Below are 15,947 nucleotides of genomic sequence, written 5' to 3' on the forward strand. Positions count from 1 at the left end.
GGAGCGATCCCCGACACTCAGTCCGTCGAGGAGGGATTTGGGGCGACAGCCGACCACGGCAGCGTCAGCTCGCCGAGGCGCCAGCGGCTGCGACCGGCCAGCACAGGCCACCCGTTGTCGCGAAGTGTCCGGACGGTCGCCGACCAGCGCTGGACCGGGCTGTAGACCGCCAGGGGTGCATGCACCCGCCACGCGCGGTCGAGGTCCGTCATGAGCGCGTGGACACGTTCGCCCGGCACGTTGTGGTGGATCAGCGCCTTCGGCAGTCGTTCGGCCACGATGGACGGCAGCTCGAGGTCGGCGAGCCGCAGACTGATCGAGAACGACTCCGCACGCCCCTGGTCGTCGACGGCGATCCAGCTGGACACCCGTCCGATCTCGTCGCACGTCCCTTCGACGAGCACACCGCCGGGCTGCAGCCGCGACGCCATGAGACGCCAGGCCCCCGTGACCTCGGCTTCGTCGTACTGCCGGAGCACGTTGAACGCCCGGATCACCGCGGGACGGTCGTCACCGGTCGGCACCTCGAACCCGCCGCGCGCGAAGGAGACGGCGGCCGTCGGCGTGAACTGGGTCGTGCCCGCTCGCACCTGCTGCAGCTGCGCGTGAGCGGTGCGGACGCGCCCCGGCTCGATCTCGAATCCGATGACCCGTACGTCGGGTCGGACGGCGAGCAGCCGGTCGTGCAGTTCCAACGCTGTGACGCCGCTCGCGCCGTAGCCGAGGTCCACCACCAGCGGGTTCGTCGTCCGTCTGAGCGAGGGGTGGGTCGCGATCCAGCGGTCCACCCGCCGGAGCCGGTTCGTACCCGTCGTCCCGCGGGTGATCGATCCGACGGGCATGGACCCATTCTCCCTCACGGTGCGGGGTCATCGTCCACCTCGCGGTCATGCGCCGTCGGTATGCTGGGGACATGCCTGAGACTTACACCCTCGTCCTGCTGCGCCACGGCAACAGCGACTGGAATCAGAAGAACCTGTTCACCGGTTGGGTCGACGTCCGACTCAGCGAACTCGGCGTCACCGAGGCCAAGCGTGCGGGCGAGCTGCTCGCCGACTCCGGCATCACCCCGGACGTGCTGTACACTTCGGTGCTCTCCCGCGCGATCCAGACGGCGAACCTCGCCCTCGAGACCGCCGACCGCATGTGGATCCCGGTCAAGCGCAGCTGGCGCCTCAACGAGCGTCACTACGGCGCGCTGCAGGGCAAGGACAAGGCGCAGACGCTCGCCGAGTACGGTCCGGAGCAGTTCCAGACCTGGCGTCGTTCCTTCGACGTGCCGCCGCCGCCGATCGCCGATGACGACGAGTGGTCGCAGGCCGATGACCCCCGGTATGTCGGGATCGACGGCGAACTGCCCCGCACCGAGTGCCTGAAGGACGTCATCGACCGGATGCTGCCCTACTGGGAGTCCGACATCACGGTCGACCTGGCTGCCGGCAAGACCGTCCTCGTGACGGCGCACGGCAACTCGCTCCGCGCACTCGTGAAGCACCTCGACGACATCTCGGACGACGAGATCGCCGAGCTGAACATCCCCACCGGCATCCCGCTCGTCTACGAGCTCGACGCGGACTTCCGCCCGATCGCACCGGCTCGGTACCTCGATCCCGAGGCCGCAGCAGCAGGCGCCGCCGCCGTTGCGGCGCAGGGGAAGAAGTAGCGGAAACCCCACCAAACCACCACCCCGGTCGGGAGTGCGGCTTGGCGACATCGTCGCCGAAAGTGCTCCTGGCCGGGGTTTTCCATGTTGCAAAAAAGGGGTTGAACCGCCTCGGGGTTGGGCGTACAGTGACTGCACTGTAACCCGATTGGGGGGATACGCATGGAGCAGTCGACCGACGGCACCCGTTTCCCCCTGTGGCGCGCCCTGGCGCTCGGTGGCTTCGCCGCCGCGGCGTTCACGGCGATAGCCCTCTTCGGGTCGCCTTCCTCCGCGCATGCTGACGACGGTGCCACCGATCCGTCGCTCTTGGGCGCGGTGACCGAGGTCGTCGGCTCGCTCGAACAGCCCGTCAATGCTGTCGCCGAGGTCGTCGACGTCGTCGACACCACCGTGCTCGAACCGGTGGTCGACGTCGTCGACGAGACCGTCGCTGCGGTACCGGTGGTGAACGACGTGGTCGAGGAGACCGTCGGCGCAGCACCCGTCGCCGCGATCGTCGATCCGGTCGTGCAAACGGTCGACCAGACGTTGACCGGCGTCGCCGACGTCGTCGCCGCGGTCCCGGTCCCCAGTACGCCGATCATCGATCCGGTCGTCCCAGCGCTTCCGCAGGGCCCGGCAGAGGACGTGTCGGCCACTGACCCGACCGCCGTCGGCGCGATTCTCCCGACGACGGTCCTCGGACCGCCGTCCGTCCAGCAGGATGACTCGACGATCGTGTCGGGCGGCCAGGATCGCGAGGACACGTCGTTCACCACGGCCGTGCCCGCCGCCGTCGTCGGATCGTCCAGCCTCCCCGCCACCCCTGCGAACCTTCCGCTGCTGCCGGACGCCGACGGTCGCTGGGCCGTCACGCCGAGCGGCTCCGGGTCCTCCGGCTCCGGTGGTGCCGTCGGCGGTCCCGCAGCGGCCGAACAGTCGATCTCCGTCATCCTCCCTGCGCCCGGTGACGACCGTCGCGGACCCGCGCGAGACGAAGACCTCCCGGCTTCACCCACGTTCCCCTCCGATACCTCTCCTGACTGACCCCGGACCACTCTGCCGTTCGCGGCGGAGACCCGCCCCCTGGGCGGTTCAACGGTCCGAAGCCTCCCGACCACGGGAGCACATCAGTCACTCTGCAAGGAGCAGGAATCATGAATTCGTATGTCAAGAAAGGCCTCTACTGTGGCCTGTTCGTCGCGGGACTCACGTTCCTCGGCGCTACGGCGGCCAACGCCGACACGTCCGGGGACGACAGCATCCTCGGCGGAACCCTCGTCGACGTGGTCCTCGAGGCCCCCGTCGAGATCGTCGACACCGCGGTGAGCGTCGTCGGCGATTCAACGGCGACGTCCGCACCGGAGGCGGTACCGGCGCCTGAGCCGGCACCCGCACCTGAGCCGGCACCCGCGCCTGAGCCGGCACCAGCACCGGAGCCGGCACCTGCGCCGGAGCCCGCACCGGTACCCGAGCCCGCGCCGGCCGCCACCACCAGTGGTGACGACAGTGTCGCGGGTGGGAACCAGGTCCAGTTGCCCGTCTCCATCCCGGTGACGGTCGAGGACAACGCGATCTCGATCATCGGCGATGCCGAGCAGTCGGGTTCGACGTCCGGACCGGTGGCGGGGGAGTCCGCCTCGCCGGTCGCCGACGAGGCGACGACGTCCGGTGACGACAGTGTCGCCGGTGGGAACCAGGTGTCGCCGGTGGTGACCGTTCCGGTCACGGTCGGTGGGAACGCCATCTCGCTGTTCGGTGATTCGAGCAGTGAGCAGGCGGGTGCGTCTGCCACGTCGGGTGGTGCGGCTGTTCCGGCGGCGTCGGCGACGACGACCGGTGACGACAGTGTCGCCGGTGGGAACCAGGTGTCGCCGGTGGTGACCGTTCCGGTCACGGTCGGTGGGAACGCCATCTCGCTGTTCGGTGATTCGAGCAGTGAGCAGGCGAGTGCACCTGCCACGTCGGGTGGTGCGGCTGTTCCGGCAGCGCCGTCGACGACGACCGGTGACGACAGTGTCGCCGGTGGCAACCAGGTCCTCGGCGACGTCGGGCTCCCGATCTCCGTGGTCGGCAACGCCGTCAGCGTGATCGGCGACTCCGAGTCGACGGGCACCTCGGCCTCGGCTCCGGCATCGTCCGGCGGCGGCACGTCGACCACCGGCGGTGACGACAGCCTCGGCGGTGGGAACCAGATCGACCTCGGCCTGGAGCTGCCGGTCACGATCGGCGGCAACGCGATCTCCGTGATCGGGGATAGCGAGACCGGTGGTCCCGGGACGACCGATCCCACCACCCCGGTCGACCCGACGGACCCGACCGACCCGACCGACCCGACCGACCCGACGGACCCCACCACCCCGGTGACCCCCGTCGTGCCGACGGTCCCCGCCACGGTGATCACCACCGCGACGGCGGCGTCCTCGACCGGCTCGAACACGACGGCCTCGGCCGCGCGTTCAGCTGAGCCGACGCTCGCCGACACCGGCAGCGTCGCGGGTCAGCTCCTGCCGCTCGCCGGCCTCGCAACGGTCCTCGGCCTCCTGCTCCTGGCAGGCGGCGCGATCACCCGTCGTCGGATGAGCTAGTCCCGCACGAACGGACGAGCGGTGCCGACCCGGTCTCGGGTCGACACCGCTCGTCGGGGTGTCCGGGATCAGCTGGTCAGTGGTGCACCGGCGTGGTCGCCTCGGGGATCCAGTCGCCGGTCGCGAGGTACTGGACCTTCTTGGCGATCGAGACGGCGTGGTCGGCGAAGCGCTCGTGGTACCGGGAAGCGAGGGTGGCGTCGACGGTCGCGACGGGCTCACCCTTCCAGGTGTCGCCGAGGACCTTCTCGAAGACGCTGGCGTGCAGCTCGTCGACGTCGTCGTCGTCGTTGCGGATCTCGTCGGCGATGCGCGGGTCCTGGGTGCGCAGCAGTTCCGTCAGTTTGCGGGCGATCGAGACGTCGAGTCGACCCATCTCGGCGAAGGTGGTCCGCAGGCCCTTCGGCACGGCCTTGTCGGGGAAGCGGTACCGCGACAGCTGGGCGATGTGCTCGGCCATGTCGCCCATGCGCTCGAGCGACGCGCTGATCCGCAGCGCGCTCACGACGATGCGCAGGTCGCGCGCGACCGGCTGCTGACGGGCGAGGATGTCGATGGCGAGCTCGTCGAGTTCGATCGCGAGCTGGTCGATGCGGTTGTCGTTGGCGATGACCTCTTCAGCGACCGCGACGTCCGAGTTGCCGAAGGACTGCGTCGCCTTCTCGATGGAGATCGTGACGAGTTCGGCGATCTCGACCAGGCGATCCTGGACCTCTCGCAGTGACTGCTGGAATACCTCGCGCATGGCTCTGGGTGCCGTCCTTCCGTGACCTGGCGGTGGGCAGGCAGATGCCCGCTCCGCCGATGATGCCGAACCAAGGTTAACAGTTGGGGCCCCAAGCGTGAACAGTCGTCGAAGTGGCGGGGTATTCGCGAGTTCGGCGTTCGGCGGACTGAGTAACGTAGTACCCATGGACACCATGTGGTTGGTGCTGATCGCCCTGGCACTCGGCCTCATCGTCGGGGGCGGTTTCGTCGCCCTCACCTCGCTCGCCTTCCGCCGCGGAGAGCGCGCCGCGACGGTCGTCAACCCGGTCGTGCCCGACGGGGTCGACCAGGTGCTCGAAGCCCTCGACAGCGCGGGCATCGTCGTCGACCCGTCCAACAACGTGCTGAAGGCCTCCCCGGGGGCGTTCGCGCTCGGGCTGGTGCGCGACCGCGTGCTCGACAACCAGGAGTTCATCGACCTCGCGCTCGAGGTCCGACGCACCGGCGAGGCCGTCACGAGCGATCTGGAACTCGCGCTCGGGCGCTTCGGTGAGGCCACCCGGCATCTGCGCGTGCGGGCAGCGCCGCTCGGCTCTCGCTTCATCCTCCTCCTGGCCGAGGACCACACCGAGGCGCGTCGCCTCGACGAGGTCCGCAGGGACTTCATCGCGAACATCAGCCACGAGTTGAAGACGCCGATCGGCGCCATCGGGCTCCTCTCGGAAGCACTCGACACGGCGGCCGACGACCCGGAACGGGTGAAGCGGTTCGCCAGCCGGCTCGCGACCGAGTCACAGCGACTCACCCGGATGACCGCCGAGATCATCGACCTCTCGCGGTTGCAGGCGGCCGACGCCCTCCACCAGCCGGAACTCGTCCGCCTCGATCGGGTCATCGCCGCGGCGGTGGATCAGAACCGCGTGCCGGCCGAGGCGACCGGGGTGGGGCTCTCCCTCAAAGGCGGCAAGAACCTCGAGGTGTACGGTGACGAGGCGATGCTCGTCGTCGCCGTGCACAACCTCATCTCGAACGCCATCCACTACTCGCCCACCGGCGCGCACGTGGGTGTCGGCGTCCGGGCGGTCGACGACGTCGTCGAGATCGCCGTCACCGATCAGGGCGTCGGGATCGCCGAAGAGGACCGCGACCGGGTCTTCGAACGGTTCTTCCGCGTCGACCAGGCGCGGTCCCGCCACACGGGCGGCACCGGACTCGGCCTCAGCATCGTCAAGCACACCGTCCAGAACCACGGCGGCGAAGTGAAGGTCTGGTCGCAGCTGGGCCGTGGCTCGACGTTCACCATCCGCCTCCCCAGAGCAACGACCCCGCCGGAGGACCTCTCCACCGGCACGGCAAGGAGTACCCCGTGACCCGCATCCTGCTCGTCGAAGACGAAGCGTCCCTCAGCGAACCATTGAGCTATCTGCTCGAACGGGAGGGGTACGAGGTCGAGGTGGCGGAGGACGGTCCCTCGGCGGTTCAGGCCTTCACGGCTCGCGGCGCGGACCTCGTGTTGCTCGACCTCATGCTCCCCGGCATCCCCGGGACGGAGGTCTGCCGTCAGATCCGCGCGGTCTCGAGCACACCGATCATCATGCTCACCGCGAAGGACTCCGAGGTCGACATCGTCGTCGGGCTCGAGCTGGGCGCCGACGACTACGTCACGAAGCCCTACTCGACCCGCGAGCTCCTCGCGCGGATCAGGGCGGTGCTGCGACGCCGTGTCGAGGCGGACCAGGCGCAGGAGGAGGTGCTGCTCGAGGCCGGCACGGTCCTGATGGACACCGAGCGCCATGTCGTCGAGGTCAACGGGGCGCCGATCCCGATGCCGCTCAAGGAGTACGAGCTGCTCGAGCTGCTCCTGCGGAACGCCGGACGGGTTCTGACCCGTGGTCAGCTGATCGACCGGGTGTGGGGGAGCGACTACTACGGCGACACCAAGACGCTCGACGTCCACATCAAACGCATCCGTTCCCGGATCGAGGCGAACCCCTCGGAACCGGTGATGCTCGTCACCGTGCGTGGGCTCGGCTACCGCTTCGAGGCCTGACGCAGGTCCAGACGGACGAACGCCCCGCACCTCCGAAGAGGTGCGGGGCGTTCGGTCGTGTGGGGCGACGGAGCGTTATTCGGTCGGCTCCGTGGTGGGCGTCGCGAGCGGCGTCGGCGTCTCGGTGGGCTCATCCGTCGGCAGCGGCGTCGGGACGAGCGTGGAGTACTCGAGCAGCTGGCCGGTGAGGACCGGGACGCTCGCCGTGGCGCCCGTCTCGTCGCCGTACTGGAAGAAGACGTCCAGGATGGCTCCAGGCTGGACACCGAGGGACTCGATGCGCAGCGGGTCGTTCGCTCCCGAGCCGTCGAACGTCGTCAGGCCGGGCTCCGCGAGGACCTGGAACTGCTCGTCCTTGCCCTCGATCTCGATCAGCACCGTGTGGGCGCGGTCGTCGCGGTTCGCGACGCTGAAGACGAGGTTGCCGGTCTCGCCGTCGTCGGAGACGACGATGGCGTTCCGGACAGCCACCGAGCCGACGGTGACACCGACGCCGTCCGAGGCGTCGTACTGCTTCAGGGTCGCCTGCGGCGCGATGAGGTTGCAACCGCTCATGCCGAGTGCGACAGCACCCGCGACGACGATGGAAGCGATGAGACGCGCCTTCACAGAACCCTCCAAGATGTGGTGGCCCCGGGCGCAGACGAGTGACAGGTGTCCCGGGATCTGGATTCGAGTCTAGCCCACGGCTGCGAAGGGGTGTGGCCGGGTCGTGGACCCGTGATCGGTCGGTGCACCACCCGGTTCGCTGGGCACCCGGTACCCGGCTCTGATCAGGGGTGCCGTGGTATTCTGGGAGACGCTGAAGGGACCGAGACCCATGATCTTCGAAGTTGGCGAGACCGTCGTCTACCCGCACCATGGCGCCGCGACCATCACCGAGGTGAAGACCCGGATCATCAAGGGCGAGGAGAAGCTCTACCTGAAGCTCCGCGTCACCCAGGGCGACCTCGTGATCGAGGTCCCGGCTGAGAACGTCGACCTGGTCGGGGTACGCGACGTCATCGGGCGCGAGGGCGTCGACCGCGTGTTCGACGTGCTCCGTGCGCCGTTCACCGAGGAGCCGACGAACTGGTCCCGCCGCTACAAGGCGAACCTCGAGAAGCTGGCCTCGGGCGACGTCATCAAGGTCTCCGAGGTGGTCCGCGACCTGTGGCGTCGCGACCAGGACCGAGGCCTCTCCGCTGGAGAGAAGCGGATGCTCGCGAAGGCTCGCCAGATCCTGGTCTCCGAACTGGCGCTGGCGGAGCAGACCGACGAGGAGCGGGCGTCGTCGGTCCTCGACGAGGTCCTCGCCTCCTGAGCCGAGCGTTCGTTCGGACGTGTCGCCCGAGAAGTAGGCTCGTGGCATGACTGCCATCGACGAACCGGGTGCTATCGCCGATCCATCCCTGGACGGCCCGGCGGTCGGCGTGATCATCGTGGCGGCGGGTAGTGGGACGCGCCTCGGTGCCGGGATCCCCAAGGCGTTCGTGTCGCTCGCCGGCAGTACCGTGCTCGAACACGCGCTCGCCCCGGTCTTCCGCCTGCGGGACGCGGTCCAGGTCGTCGTCGTCGTCCCCGCCGATCGCGTCGGTGAGGCGGAGACGATCGGTCGTCGCGCCGCGGGGAAGGCGGCCGACCACCTCCGCGTCGTCGTCGGAGGCGACACGAGACAGTCCTCCGTCCTCGCCGGACTCGCCGCCCTGTGGCCGGGAGTGCGGACGGTACTCGTCCACGACGCCGCACGGGCACTCACCCCGACCGAACAGTTCGAACGGGTGATCGACGCCGCCGCGCGGACGGGGTGGGGGGTCGTACCGGGGCTTCCGGTGACCGACACGATCAAACGGGTCGATGCGAGCGCCCTCGTCGAGCAGACCGTGGATCGGGCCGCCCTCAGAGCCGTCCAGACACCGCAGGCGTTCCCGCGTGATGCCCTCGTCGCGGCCTTTCGCGTCGCCGAGGACCGCCTCGCGGCGGCCACCGACGACGCGGCACTCTACGCGGACGCCGGACACCCCGTCCTCACCGTCGACGGGTCGGAGGCGGCATTCAAGATCACGACCCCGTGGGACGCCCAGCGTGCGGAGCGACTCCTGGCGGACCGGGACCGGGATCAGCAGCAGGAGGTGGGCGCACGGCCGACCTCCTCGATCAGGACCGGCATCGGCATCGACGTCCACGCCTTCGCCGACGACGGCGAGCTGAGCCTCGCCGGCCTCAGGTGGCCGGGGGAACGGCCGCTGGCCGGACACAGCGACGGGGATGCGGTCGCCCATGCCATCGTCGACGCCCTGCTGTCCGCTGCCGGCCTCGGCGACATCGGCTCCATGTTCGGAACCGACGACCCCCGCTTCGCCGGGGCGAGCGGCGAGGTCTTCCTGCGAGCAGCTGTCGAACGGCTGCACGCCGCGGGCTTCGTCGTCGTCAACGTCGCGGTGCAGCTCGTCGGCAACCGCCCTCGGTTCGCGCCACGTCGGACGGAGGCCGAGGGCGTGCTGAGCGCGCTGGTCCACGGGCCGGTCAGTATCGCGGCGACGACCACCGATGCGCTCGGGTTCACCGGCCGTGGCGAGGGTGTCGCAGCCATCGCCACCGCCCTCATCGAGCGCCGCTGACGGTTCGACCCTCAGTCGGTGGACGTCGCCTCGTCGACCGACGCACTGAGTCCGAGGAACCGGCCGTATTCACCAGCGGCTCGTCGGAACCCGGCCTGCACCCGCTGCGACAGCGGTTGGAACGGCGTCGGGGTGACGACGACGCCGGTCGCACTCGTCCGTCGGCGCCAGGTGCCGACGACGCGCCCGTCGACGGCGATCATCGGGAGGAAGATGCCGTTCGCGCCGGGCACGATGCGGTCCGCGAACGCCGCCGGGAGCGTCAGCTCGCGGTCGCGGTAGCCGAGGAGCAGCTCGTCGAATCCGGGAAGCGCGAGCACCCGCGGTGGTCGTGGAGCAGATGGCGGTTCGATGCCCTCGGCGGTCGACCAGCGGGTGACCCCGTCGCGCGATTCGGAGAACAGCCGACCGGCGGCCACCTCGACGCCGCGTTTCGCCTGGGCGACGGTGAGCTTCGACCACCACGTGAGGTCGGCGATCGTCGACGGGCCGTGGCCGGTGAGATAGCGGACGATGAACTCGCCGAGCGCCTCGTCCGCCTCGAGCACCCGCGGTGCACGGATCCACTCCTCAGTCAGGACGAGTGCCTGCTGTCTCCCGGCGGGAGGTCCCCAGCAGACCACACCCGACATCGCGAGTTCCATGATGAGGTGTGAGCCTCGTTGACCGTCGATCGGGATCCCGGCGTCGGTGTGGGCCGTCAACAGCTCATCCCTCGTCACGCGCCGATGCCCGCTGAGCAGTCCCTCGGTGAGCGCGCGGGAGCGCGAGAAGGTCTCAGCGTCGAGCTCGAGTTGACGGTGTCTGGCCGCGATCGTCGAGCGGACCCGCGGGACACCGAGTCCGAGCAGCCACCCGAGGTCCTCTGCGGCGACGAGATGCAGGGTGCCGCGCATCGGCCAGGACCGGACTATCGAGCCGTCCTCGAGCGCCGCGAGCACCTCGTCCATCGTGGTGCCGGTCGACCTGACGCCGACCGCCCACAGCGACGAAGCGAGGTCTTGGGCCTGGATCGCGAGCAGCCGCGAGACGACACCCGTGGGGGAGCGGTGATCGGCTCCGTCGAGGAGCTGGGCCGCGAGTCGCGCGCGGAGAACCTGCTGGTCGTCGCGTCCCGTGGTCATGGGACCATCATGCCCGGACGACGGCGGCTAGTCTGGTCTCGTGGCCCTCCGACTCTACGATTCGAAAACGCAGTCCCTCCGGGACTTCGTGCCGCTCCGCGAAGCCGAGGCGGGGCTGTACGTCTGCGGACCGACCGTGCAGTCCTCTCCGCACATCGGACACCTGCGCAGCGCGCTCGTCTACGACCAGCTGCGTCGCTGGCTGACGGCCTCCGGGGTCCGCGTCACACTCGTCCGCAATGTCACCGACATCGACGACAAGATCCTCGCGAATGCCGCCGCCGGCGTCGAGGGCGGGTTCGCCCAGCCCGGCGAGGAGTGGTGGGCGCTCGCCTACCGGTACGAACTCGAGTTCACCGCCGCCTACGGTGCCCTGGGTATCCTGCCCCCGAGCTACGAGCCCCGCGCGACGGCGAGCATCCCCGAGATGCAAGAGCTCATCGAGCGGCTCATCGACGCCGGGCACGCGTACCCGGCTCCCGACGACTCCGGCGACGTCTACTTCGACACCGCCTCATGGAGCCGCTACGGCGAACTCACCCGGCAGAGCGCCGAGCACATGGAGGCCGCGACCGACGCCGACCCGCGCGGCAAGCGGGATCCCCGCGATTTCGCGCTCTGGAAGGGCACCAAGCCTGGGGAGCCGCGCTCGGCGAGTTGGATGTCTCCGTGGGGCGAGGGACGGCCCGGCTGGCACATCGAGTGCTCGGCGATGTCGACCAAGTACCTCGGTGAGGAGTTCGACATCCACGGCGGCGGACTCGACCTCCGGTTCCCCCACCACGAGAACGAGCTCGCCCAGTCGAGCGCAGCCGGCGACCCCTTCGCGCGGTACTGGCTGCACAACGGGCTGGTCGCCGTCACGGGCGGGCAGAAGATGTCGAAGTCCCTCGGCAACTCCGTCTACGCCGCCGACCTCCTGGCAGCAGCCCGGCCGCTCGTCGTCCGGTACTACCTCGGTGCAGCGCAGTACCGATCGACGCTTGAATTCCATCCGGGCGCACTCGCCGAGGCCGAAGCCGCACTCGGACGAATCGAGGGCTTCCTCGATCGCGCCGCCCGCGCCGACCTGCTCACCGAGACGGGCACGGCCGCCAGTCGAGCGACGCTTCCGGCCGCCTTCGTCGAGGCGATGGACGACGACCTGAACATCCCCCGCGCGCTCGCCGTGTTGCATGACGCCGTGCGCGTCGGCAACGCCGCCCTCGATGGCGGCGACGACCTGGCGACAGCCCGCGAGCGTGCGGTCGCCGTCCTCGACATGACCCGGGTGCTCGGCATCGACCCGACCGACCCCTCGTGGTCGTCGGGCACCGACCCCGTCACTCACCGATCCCTGTCCGCACTCGTCGAGCGTCTGCTCGTCGATCGCGCGGACGCCAGGGTCGCCAAGGACTTCGCAGCGGCCGACCGGATCCGCGACGAACTCACAGCGGCTGGGATCACCATCGAAGACACCCCGTCCGGAGCACATTGGAGTATCAGTGGCAAGTAAGCCTTCCCGCCCGACCGGGCCGAAGAAAGCGAAGAAGGGTCCCACCAAGGGCACCGGTGGCCTCGGCCGCAAGGCGCTCGAGGGTCGTGGACCGACGCCCAAGGCCGAGGACCGCGCCTGGCACCCCGCCGGCAAGCGGAAGGCCGCGCAGGAGCGCTACGCGGCTTCCGGCGGCACCGGCAAGCCAAGGCAGGCGGCCGGCCAGAACGGACGCCCGTCCACGAACGGCCGGACCAAGCAGAAGTCGAGCGACGAGTCCGAGGTCGTCACCGGCCGCAACTCCGTCCTCGAAGCGCTCCGCGCGAAGATCCCGGCCACCACGCTGTACGTCGCGACCCGCATCGAGATGGACGACCGGGTGAAGGAGGCGCTCAGCATCGCCACCCGACGCGGGATCCCGGTGCTCGAGGTCATGCGTCCGGAGCTCGACCGCATGGCCGGGTTCGACGGTGTGCACCAGGGCCTCGCCATCAAGGTGCCGCCCTACGAGTACGCGCACCCCATGGAGTTGCTCGACCAGGTCATCGCCCGTGGCGAGAACCCGTTGTTCATCGCCCTCGACGGCATCACCGACCCCCGGAACCTGGGCGCGATCATCCGGTCGACCGCAGCCTTCGGCGGTCACGGAGTGATCCTGCCGCAGCGCCGGAGCGTGGGCCTCACCGCCTCCGCGTGGAAGACTTCGGCAGGAGCGGCGGCTCGGACGCCGGTCGCGATGGCAGCCAACCTCACCCAGACGCTCAAGGCGTTCAAGGAGCGCGGCGTCTTCGTCATCGGTCTCGATGGCGACGGCGACGTCTCCCTTCCCGGGCTCGAACTCGCCGACCAGCCGATCCTCGTGGTCGTCGGCAGCGAGGGCAAGGGCCTGTCGCGCCTCGTCACCGAGACCTGCGACGCGGTCGTGTCGATCCCGATCTCGGCCTCGACTGAATCGCTCAACGCCGGGATCGCGGCCAGCGTGACGCTGTACGAGATCGCGCGCCGCCGTAACGCCGAGTAGGCGACCGGCGGACGCGCCGCACGAACGAGACAGGCCCTCGGAACGGATCTCCGTTCCGAGGGCCTGTCTGTCGTCAGCCGAAGTGACGGACCCGATCAGACCAGGTCTCGCCAGTCGACCGGTCCGGTCATGGCGGCGGGGATGCTGATCGCCTCGGTCGGCGGCACGATCATGGTCGCCTCGTCGCGGCGGTGCCGCAGGACGGTGTTCACGTAGGAACCCACGGCTTCCGCCAGAGGGATGTCGCGACCCTCGTTCTGCGCGAGGAACCAGCGATGTTCCAGGAGCTGGTGGAAGATCTCGGCGGGCTCGAGCTTGCCGCGGAGTTCGCGCGGGATCGCCTTCACCACCGGCTCGAACACGCGGATGAGCCATTCGTGCGCCGCCATCTCCTCGTCGAACCCGTCCTTCCCGAACGAGGCCGAGTAGGCGTCGAGGTCGTTGAGCAGTCGCCTCGCCTGGTTCTCGCCGGCGTCGAGGCCGGTGAGCCGCAGGAGTCGGCGTTGGTGATGCCCGGCGTCGACGACCTTCGGCTGGATCCGCACGGTCGAGCCCTCGTCGGTCGTCTTGATCGCGAGTTCCTCGATGTCGAAGCCGAGTTCGTTCAGGCGGTGGACGCGCTCGGTGATGCGCCAGCGCTCGGACGCGTCGAACGACTCGGAGCCCGTGAGCTCCTTCCAGAGGGACCGGTAGGCGGCGACGATGCCGTTGCTCACGGTGACGGGGTCGAGTTCGGCGTCCGCGCGTCCGCCGGCCTCGAGATCGAGGAGCTCGCCGGCGATGTTCACCCGGGCGATCTCGAGGTCGTTCTCACGCTGCCCGTTCGACAGGCCGCCCTCGTAGAGCTTGCCCGTCTCGGCGTCGACGAGATAGGCCGCGAAGGCGCCCGCGTCGCGCCGGAAGAGCGTGTTCGACAGCGACACGTCGCCCCAGAAGAAGCCGACGATGTGCAGACGGACGAGGAGGACGGCAAGCGCGTCGACGAGGCGGGTCGCGGTGTCGGGCCGGAGGGTGCCCTGGAAGAGTGCACGGTAGGGGAGTGAGAACTTCAGGTGCCGCGTCACGAGCACGCTCGGCAGCTCGCGGCCCTTGCGGTCGCTCCGGTTCGTGATGACCGCGAGCGGGTCGACGCAGGGGATGTCGAGGCGCTGCAGCGTGCGCAGCATGTCGTACTCGCCCTTCGCCATCTCCGCGGTCGTCTCCTTGACGGCGATGACGTAGCCGGACAGGTTCGCGAACCGGACCAGGTGGCGCGAGATGCCCTTCGGGAGCGAGGCGATGGCCTCATTCGGCCAGTTCTCGAGGGGGAGCTCCCAGGGGAGGTCGAGCAGCGCCGGGTCGACGGTGGCAGCGGTGATGTTCAATGCGCCGGACATGGTGCGGAGCGCTCCTCGGGGATCGTCGTGCTGAGACTGGACATGCGAAAACGACGATGGCCGAGCGATCGGAGACCGACCGCTCGACCATCGTCGGCGGGAAACTAGATCGAGGAGGACACGACCGGCTTGTTGCCCAGACGCTCACCCGATGCCGAGTCGAACGCGTGCACGTGGTGCGGCGTCGGCGCGAGGAACACCGTGTCGCCGATGTGTGCGTGGTTGCGACCGTCGACGCGGGCGACGATGTCGGTGCGCTTGCCGGAGACGTCGGTGTGGCCGTACAGGTAGCCGTCGGCGCCGAGCTCCTCGACGAGGTCGACGGTCACCTCGATGCCGGAGCCCGAGTTGCTGGACACGGTGATGTCCTCGGGGCGCACGCCGACCGTGACGTTCTTCGACGGTGCGGCATCGGTGATCTCGCGCTCGACCGGGATGATGAAGCCGCCGAGCTTGATGCCGCCGTCGGCGATCTCACCCTCGAACAGGTTCATGGCCGGGCTGCCGATGAAGCCGGCGACGAAGACGTTGTTCGGCTTCTCGTAGAGGTCGCGCGGGGTGCCGACCTGCTGCAGGATGCCGTCCTTGAGGACCGCGATGCGGTCGCCCATGGTGAGCGCCTCGGTCTGGTCGTGGGTGACGTAGACGGTGGTGACGCCGAGACGACGCTGCAGCGACGCGATCTGGGTGCGGGTCTGGACGCGGAGCTTGGCGTCGAGGTTCGACAGCGGCTCGTCCATGAGGAAGACCTGGGGCTGACGGACGATGGCTCGACCCATCGCGACGCGCTGACGCTGACCACCGGAGAGCGCCTTCGGCTTGCGGGTCAGGTAGTCCTCGAGGTCGAGGAGCTTGGCGGCTTCGAGCACGCGGGTGGCACGCTCTTCCTTGCCGACACCGGCGATCTTGAGCGCGAAGCCCATGTTCTCGGCGACGGTCATGTGCGGGTAGAGCGCGTAGTTCTGGAACACCATCGCGATGTCGCGGTCCTTCGGCGGCACGTCGGTGACGTCGCGGTCGCCGATGAAGATGTGGCCGTCGTTGACCTCTTCGAGGCCCGCGAGCATGCGGAGGGAGGTGGACTTGCCGCAGCCGGACGGGCCGACGAGGACGAGGAATTCGCCGTCGGCGACCTCGAGGTTCAGCTTGTCGACCGCGGGGCGGGTGCCACCCGGGTAGAAACGGGTTGCGTTGTCGAACGTCACAGACGCCATGGTTGTTCTCCTTCACCGGCAGGTACGTGCCGGACGATCCGTTGTGAATGGACGCGAACCCGTCATCGATGGCCGGTTCGCCGTTCCAGTATGCCACGACCACCTGTGAATGGAAGGTCCAGCGACCAGCGGATCTCTCGGTGGACG

Annotated in this window: 15 protein-coding genes; 9 read left to right on the plus strand and 6 right to left on the minus strand. The window is 69.3% G+C overall.

What is annotated here, in order from left to right; all coding sequences use genetic code 11:
* Window positions 1-17 precede the first annotated feature (17 nt).
* Entirely contained in the window at window positions 18-842 is an 825-nt protein-coding gene (locus IFR14_RS07255) for a class I SAM-dependent methyltransferase (protein ID WP_191940685.1), read from the minus strand.
* A 71-nt stretch (window positions 843-913) separates the two neighbouring features.
* Between IFR14_RS07255 and IFR14_RS07260 the strand changes: the two genes are divergently transcribed.
* The 3 genes from IFR14_RS07260 (at window position 914) to IFR14_RS07270 (ending at window position 4,233) form a co-directional block, all read left to right on the plus strand.
* The gene (locus tag IFR14_RS07260; RefSeq protein WP_121289753.1) at window positions 914-1,663 is read left to right on the plus strand and encodes a phosphoglyceromutase; all 750 of its coding nucleotides are present in this window, start codon (window positions 914-916) and stop codon (window positions 1,661-1,663) included.
* A gap of 162 nt (window positions 1,664-1,825) precedes the next feature.
* The gene (locus IFR14_RS07265) at window positions 1,826-2,692 is read left to right on the plus strand and encodes a hypothetical protein (RefSeq protein WP_191940686.1); all 867 of its coding nucleotides are present in this window, start codon (window positions 1,826-1,828) and stop codon (window positions 2,690-2,692) included.
* Window positions 2,693-2,802: 110 nt separating this feature from the next.
* Window positions 2,803-4,233, plus strand: coding sequence for a chaplin family protein (locus IFR14_RS07270; protein WP_191940687.1), 1,431 nt, complete (start codon window positions 2,803-2,805; stop codon window positions 4,231-4,233).
* A 76-nt stretch (window positions 4,234-4,309) separates the two neighbouring features.
* Here the strand turns inward: IFR14_RS07270 and phoU are convergent, their stop codons facing one another.
* Entirely contained in the window at window positions 4,310-4,978 is a 669-nt protein-coding gene (phoU, locus tag IFR14_RS07275; RefSeq protein ID WP_064296372.1) for a phosphate signaling complex protein PhoU, read from the minus strand.
* A 166-nt stretch (window positions 4,979-5,144) separates the two neighbouring features.
* On the opposite strand from phoU, the gene IFR14_RS07280 reads away from it, so the two are divergent.
* The gene (locus IFR14_RS07280) at window positions 5,145-6,311 is read left to right on the plus strand and encodes a sensor histidine kinase (protein ID WP_137242097.1); all 1,167 of its coding nucleotides are present in this window, start codon (window positions 5,145-5,147) and stop codon (window positions 6,309-6,311) included.
* Window positions 6,308-6,991: a response regulator gene (locus IFR14_RS07285; RefSeq protein WP_191940688.1), complete on the plus strand. Its 684-nt coding sequence runs from the start codon at window positions 6,308-6,310 to the stop codon at window positions 6,989-6,991. Before IFR14_RS07280 ends, IFR14_RS07285 begins: the two co-directional genes overlap by 4 nt.
* Before the next feature lie 75 nt (window positions 6,992-7,066).
* On the opposite strand, the gene IFR14_RS07290 is transcribed toward IFR14_RS07285, so the two are convergent.
* Window positions 7,067-7,600, minus strand: coding sequence for a hypothetical protein (locus tag IFR14_RS07290; RefSeq protein WP_191940689.1), 534 nt, complete (start codon window positions 7,598-7,600; stop codon window positions 7,067-7,069).
* Window positions 7,601-7,811: 211 nt separating this feature from the next.
* Between IFR14_RS07290 and IFR14_RS07295 the strand changes: the two genes are divergently transcribed.
* Both IFR14_RS07295 and ispD read left to right on the plus strand, forming a co-directional pair.
* Window positions 7,812-8,294 carry a CarD family transcriptional regulator gene (locus IFR14_RS07295; protein WP_137242096.1) on the plus strand — a complete coding sequence of 161 codons (483 nt, stop codon included), beginning with the start codon at window positions 7,812-7,814 and terminating at the stop codon, window positions 8,292-8,294.
* Window positions 8,295-8,340: 46 nt separating this feature from the next.
* Entirely contained in the window at window positions 8,341-9,591 is a 1,251-nt protein-coding gene (gene ispD, locus IFR14_RS07300; RefSeq protein ID WP_191940690.1) for a 2-C-methyl-D-erythritol 4-phosphate cytidylyltransferase, read from the plus strand.
* Between the two features lie 11 nt (window positions 9,592-9,602).
* Here ispD and IFR14_RS07305 read toward each other — a convergent pair whose 3' ends face one another.
* Window positions 9,603-10,715: a winged helix DNA-binding domain-containing protein gene (locus tag IFR14_RS07305; protein ID WP_191940691.1), complete on the minus strand. Its 1,113-nt coding sequence runs from the start codon at window positions 10,713-10,715 to the stop codon at window positions 9,603-9,605.
* A gap of 40 nt (window positions 10,716-10,755) precedes the next feature.
* Between IFR14_RS07305 and cysS the strand changes: the two genes are divergently transcribed.
* Both cysS and rlmB read left to right on the plus strand, forming a co-directional pair.
* Window positions 10,756-12,210: a cysteine--tRNA ligase gene (gene cysS, locus IFR14_RS07310; protein WP_191940692.1), complete on the plus strand. Its 1,455-nt coding sequence runs from the start codon at window positions 10,756-10,758 to the stop codon at window positions 12,208-12,210.
* Window positions 12,200-13,210 (plus strand): 23S rRNA (guanosine(2251)-2'-O)-methyltransferase RlmB, encoded by a 1,011-nt coding sequence (gene rlmB, locus IFR14_RS07315; protein WP_064296364.1) that lies wholly within the window; start codon window positions 12,200-12,202, stop codon window positions 13,208-13,210. Before cysS ends, rlmB begins: the two co-directional genes overlap by 11 nt.
* A gap of 95 nt (window positions 13,211-13,305) precedes the next feature.
* Here rlmB and IFR14_RS07320 read toward each other — a convergent pair whose 3' ends face one another.
* The gene (locus IFR14_RS07320) at window positions 13,306-14,586 is read right to left on the minus strand and encodes a DUF4032 domain-containing protein (RefSeq protein ID WP_064296363.1); all 1,281 of its coding nucleotides are present in this window, start codon (window positions 14,584-14,586) and stop codon (window positions 13,306-13,308) included.
* Between the two features lie 104 nt (window positions 14,587-14,690).
* A complete protein-coding gene (locus IFR14_RS07325; RefSeq protein ID WP_079705359.1) occupies window positions 14,691-15,800 on the minus strand; it encodes an ABC transporter ATP-binding protein in 1,110 nt (369 codons plus the stop codon).
* Window positions 15,801-15,947 lie beyond the last annotated feature (147 nt).

This window comes from Plantibacter sp. CFBP 8775, assembly GCF_014839505.1.
Classification (GTDB): domain Bacteria; phylum Actinomycetota; class Actinomycetes; order Actinomycetales; family Microbacteriaceae; genus Plantibacter; species Plantibacter auratus.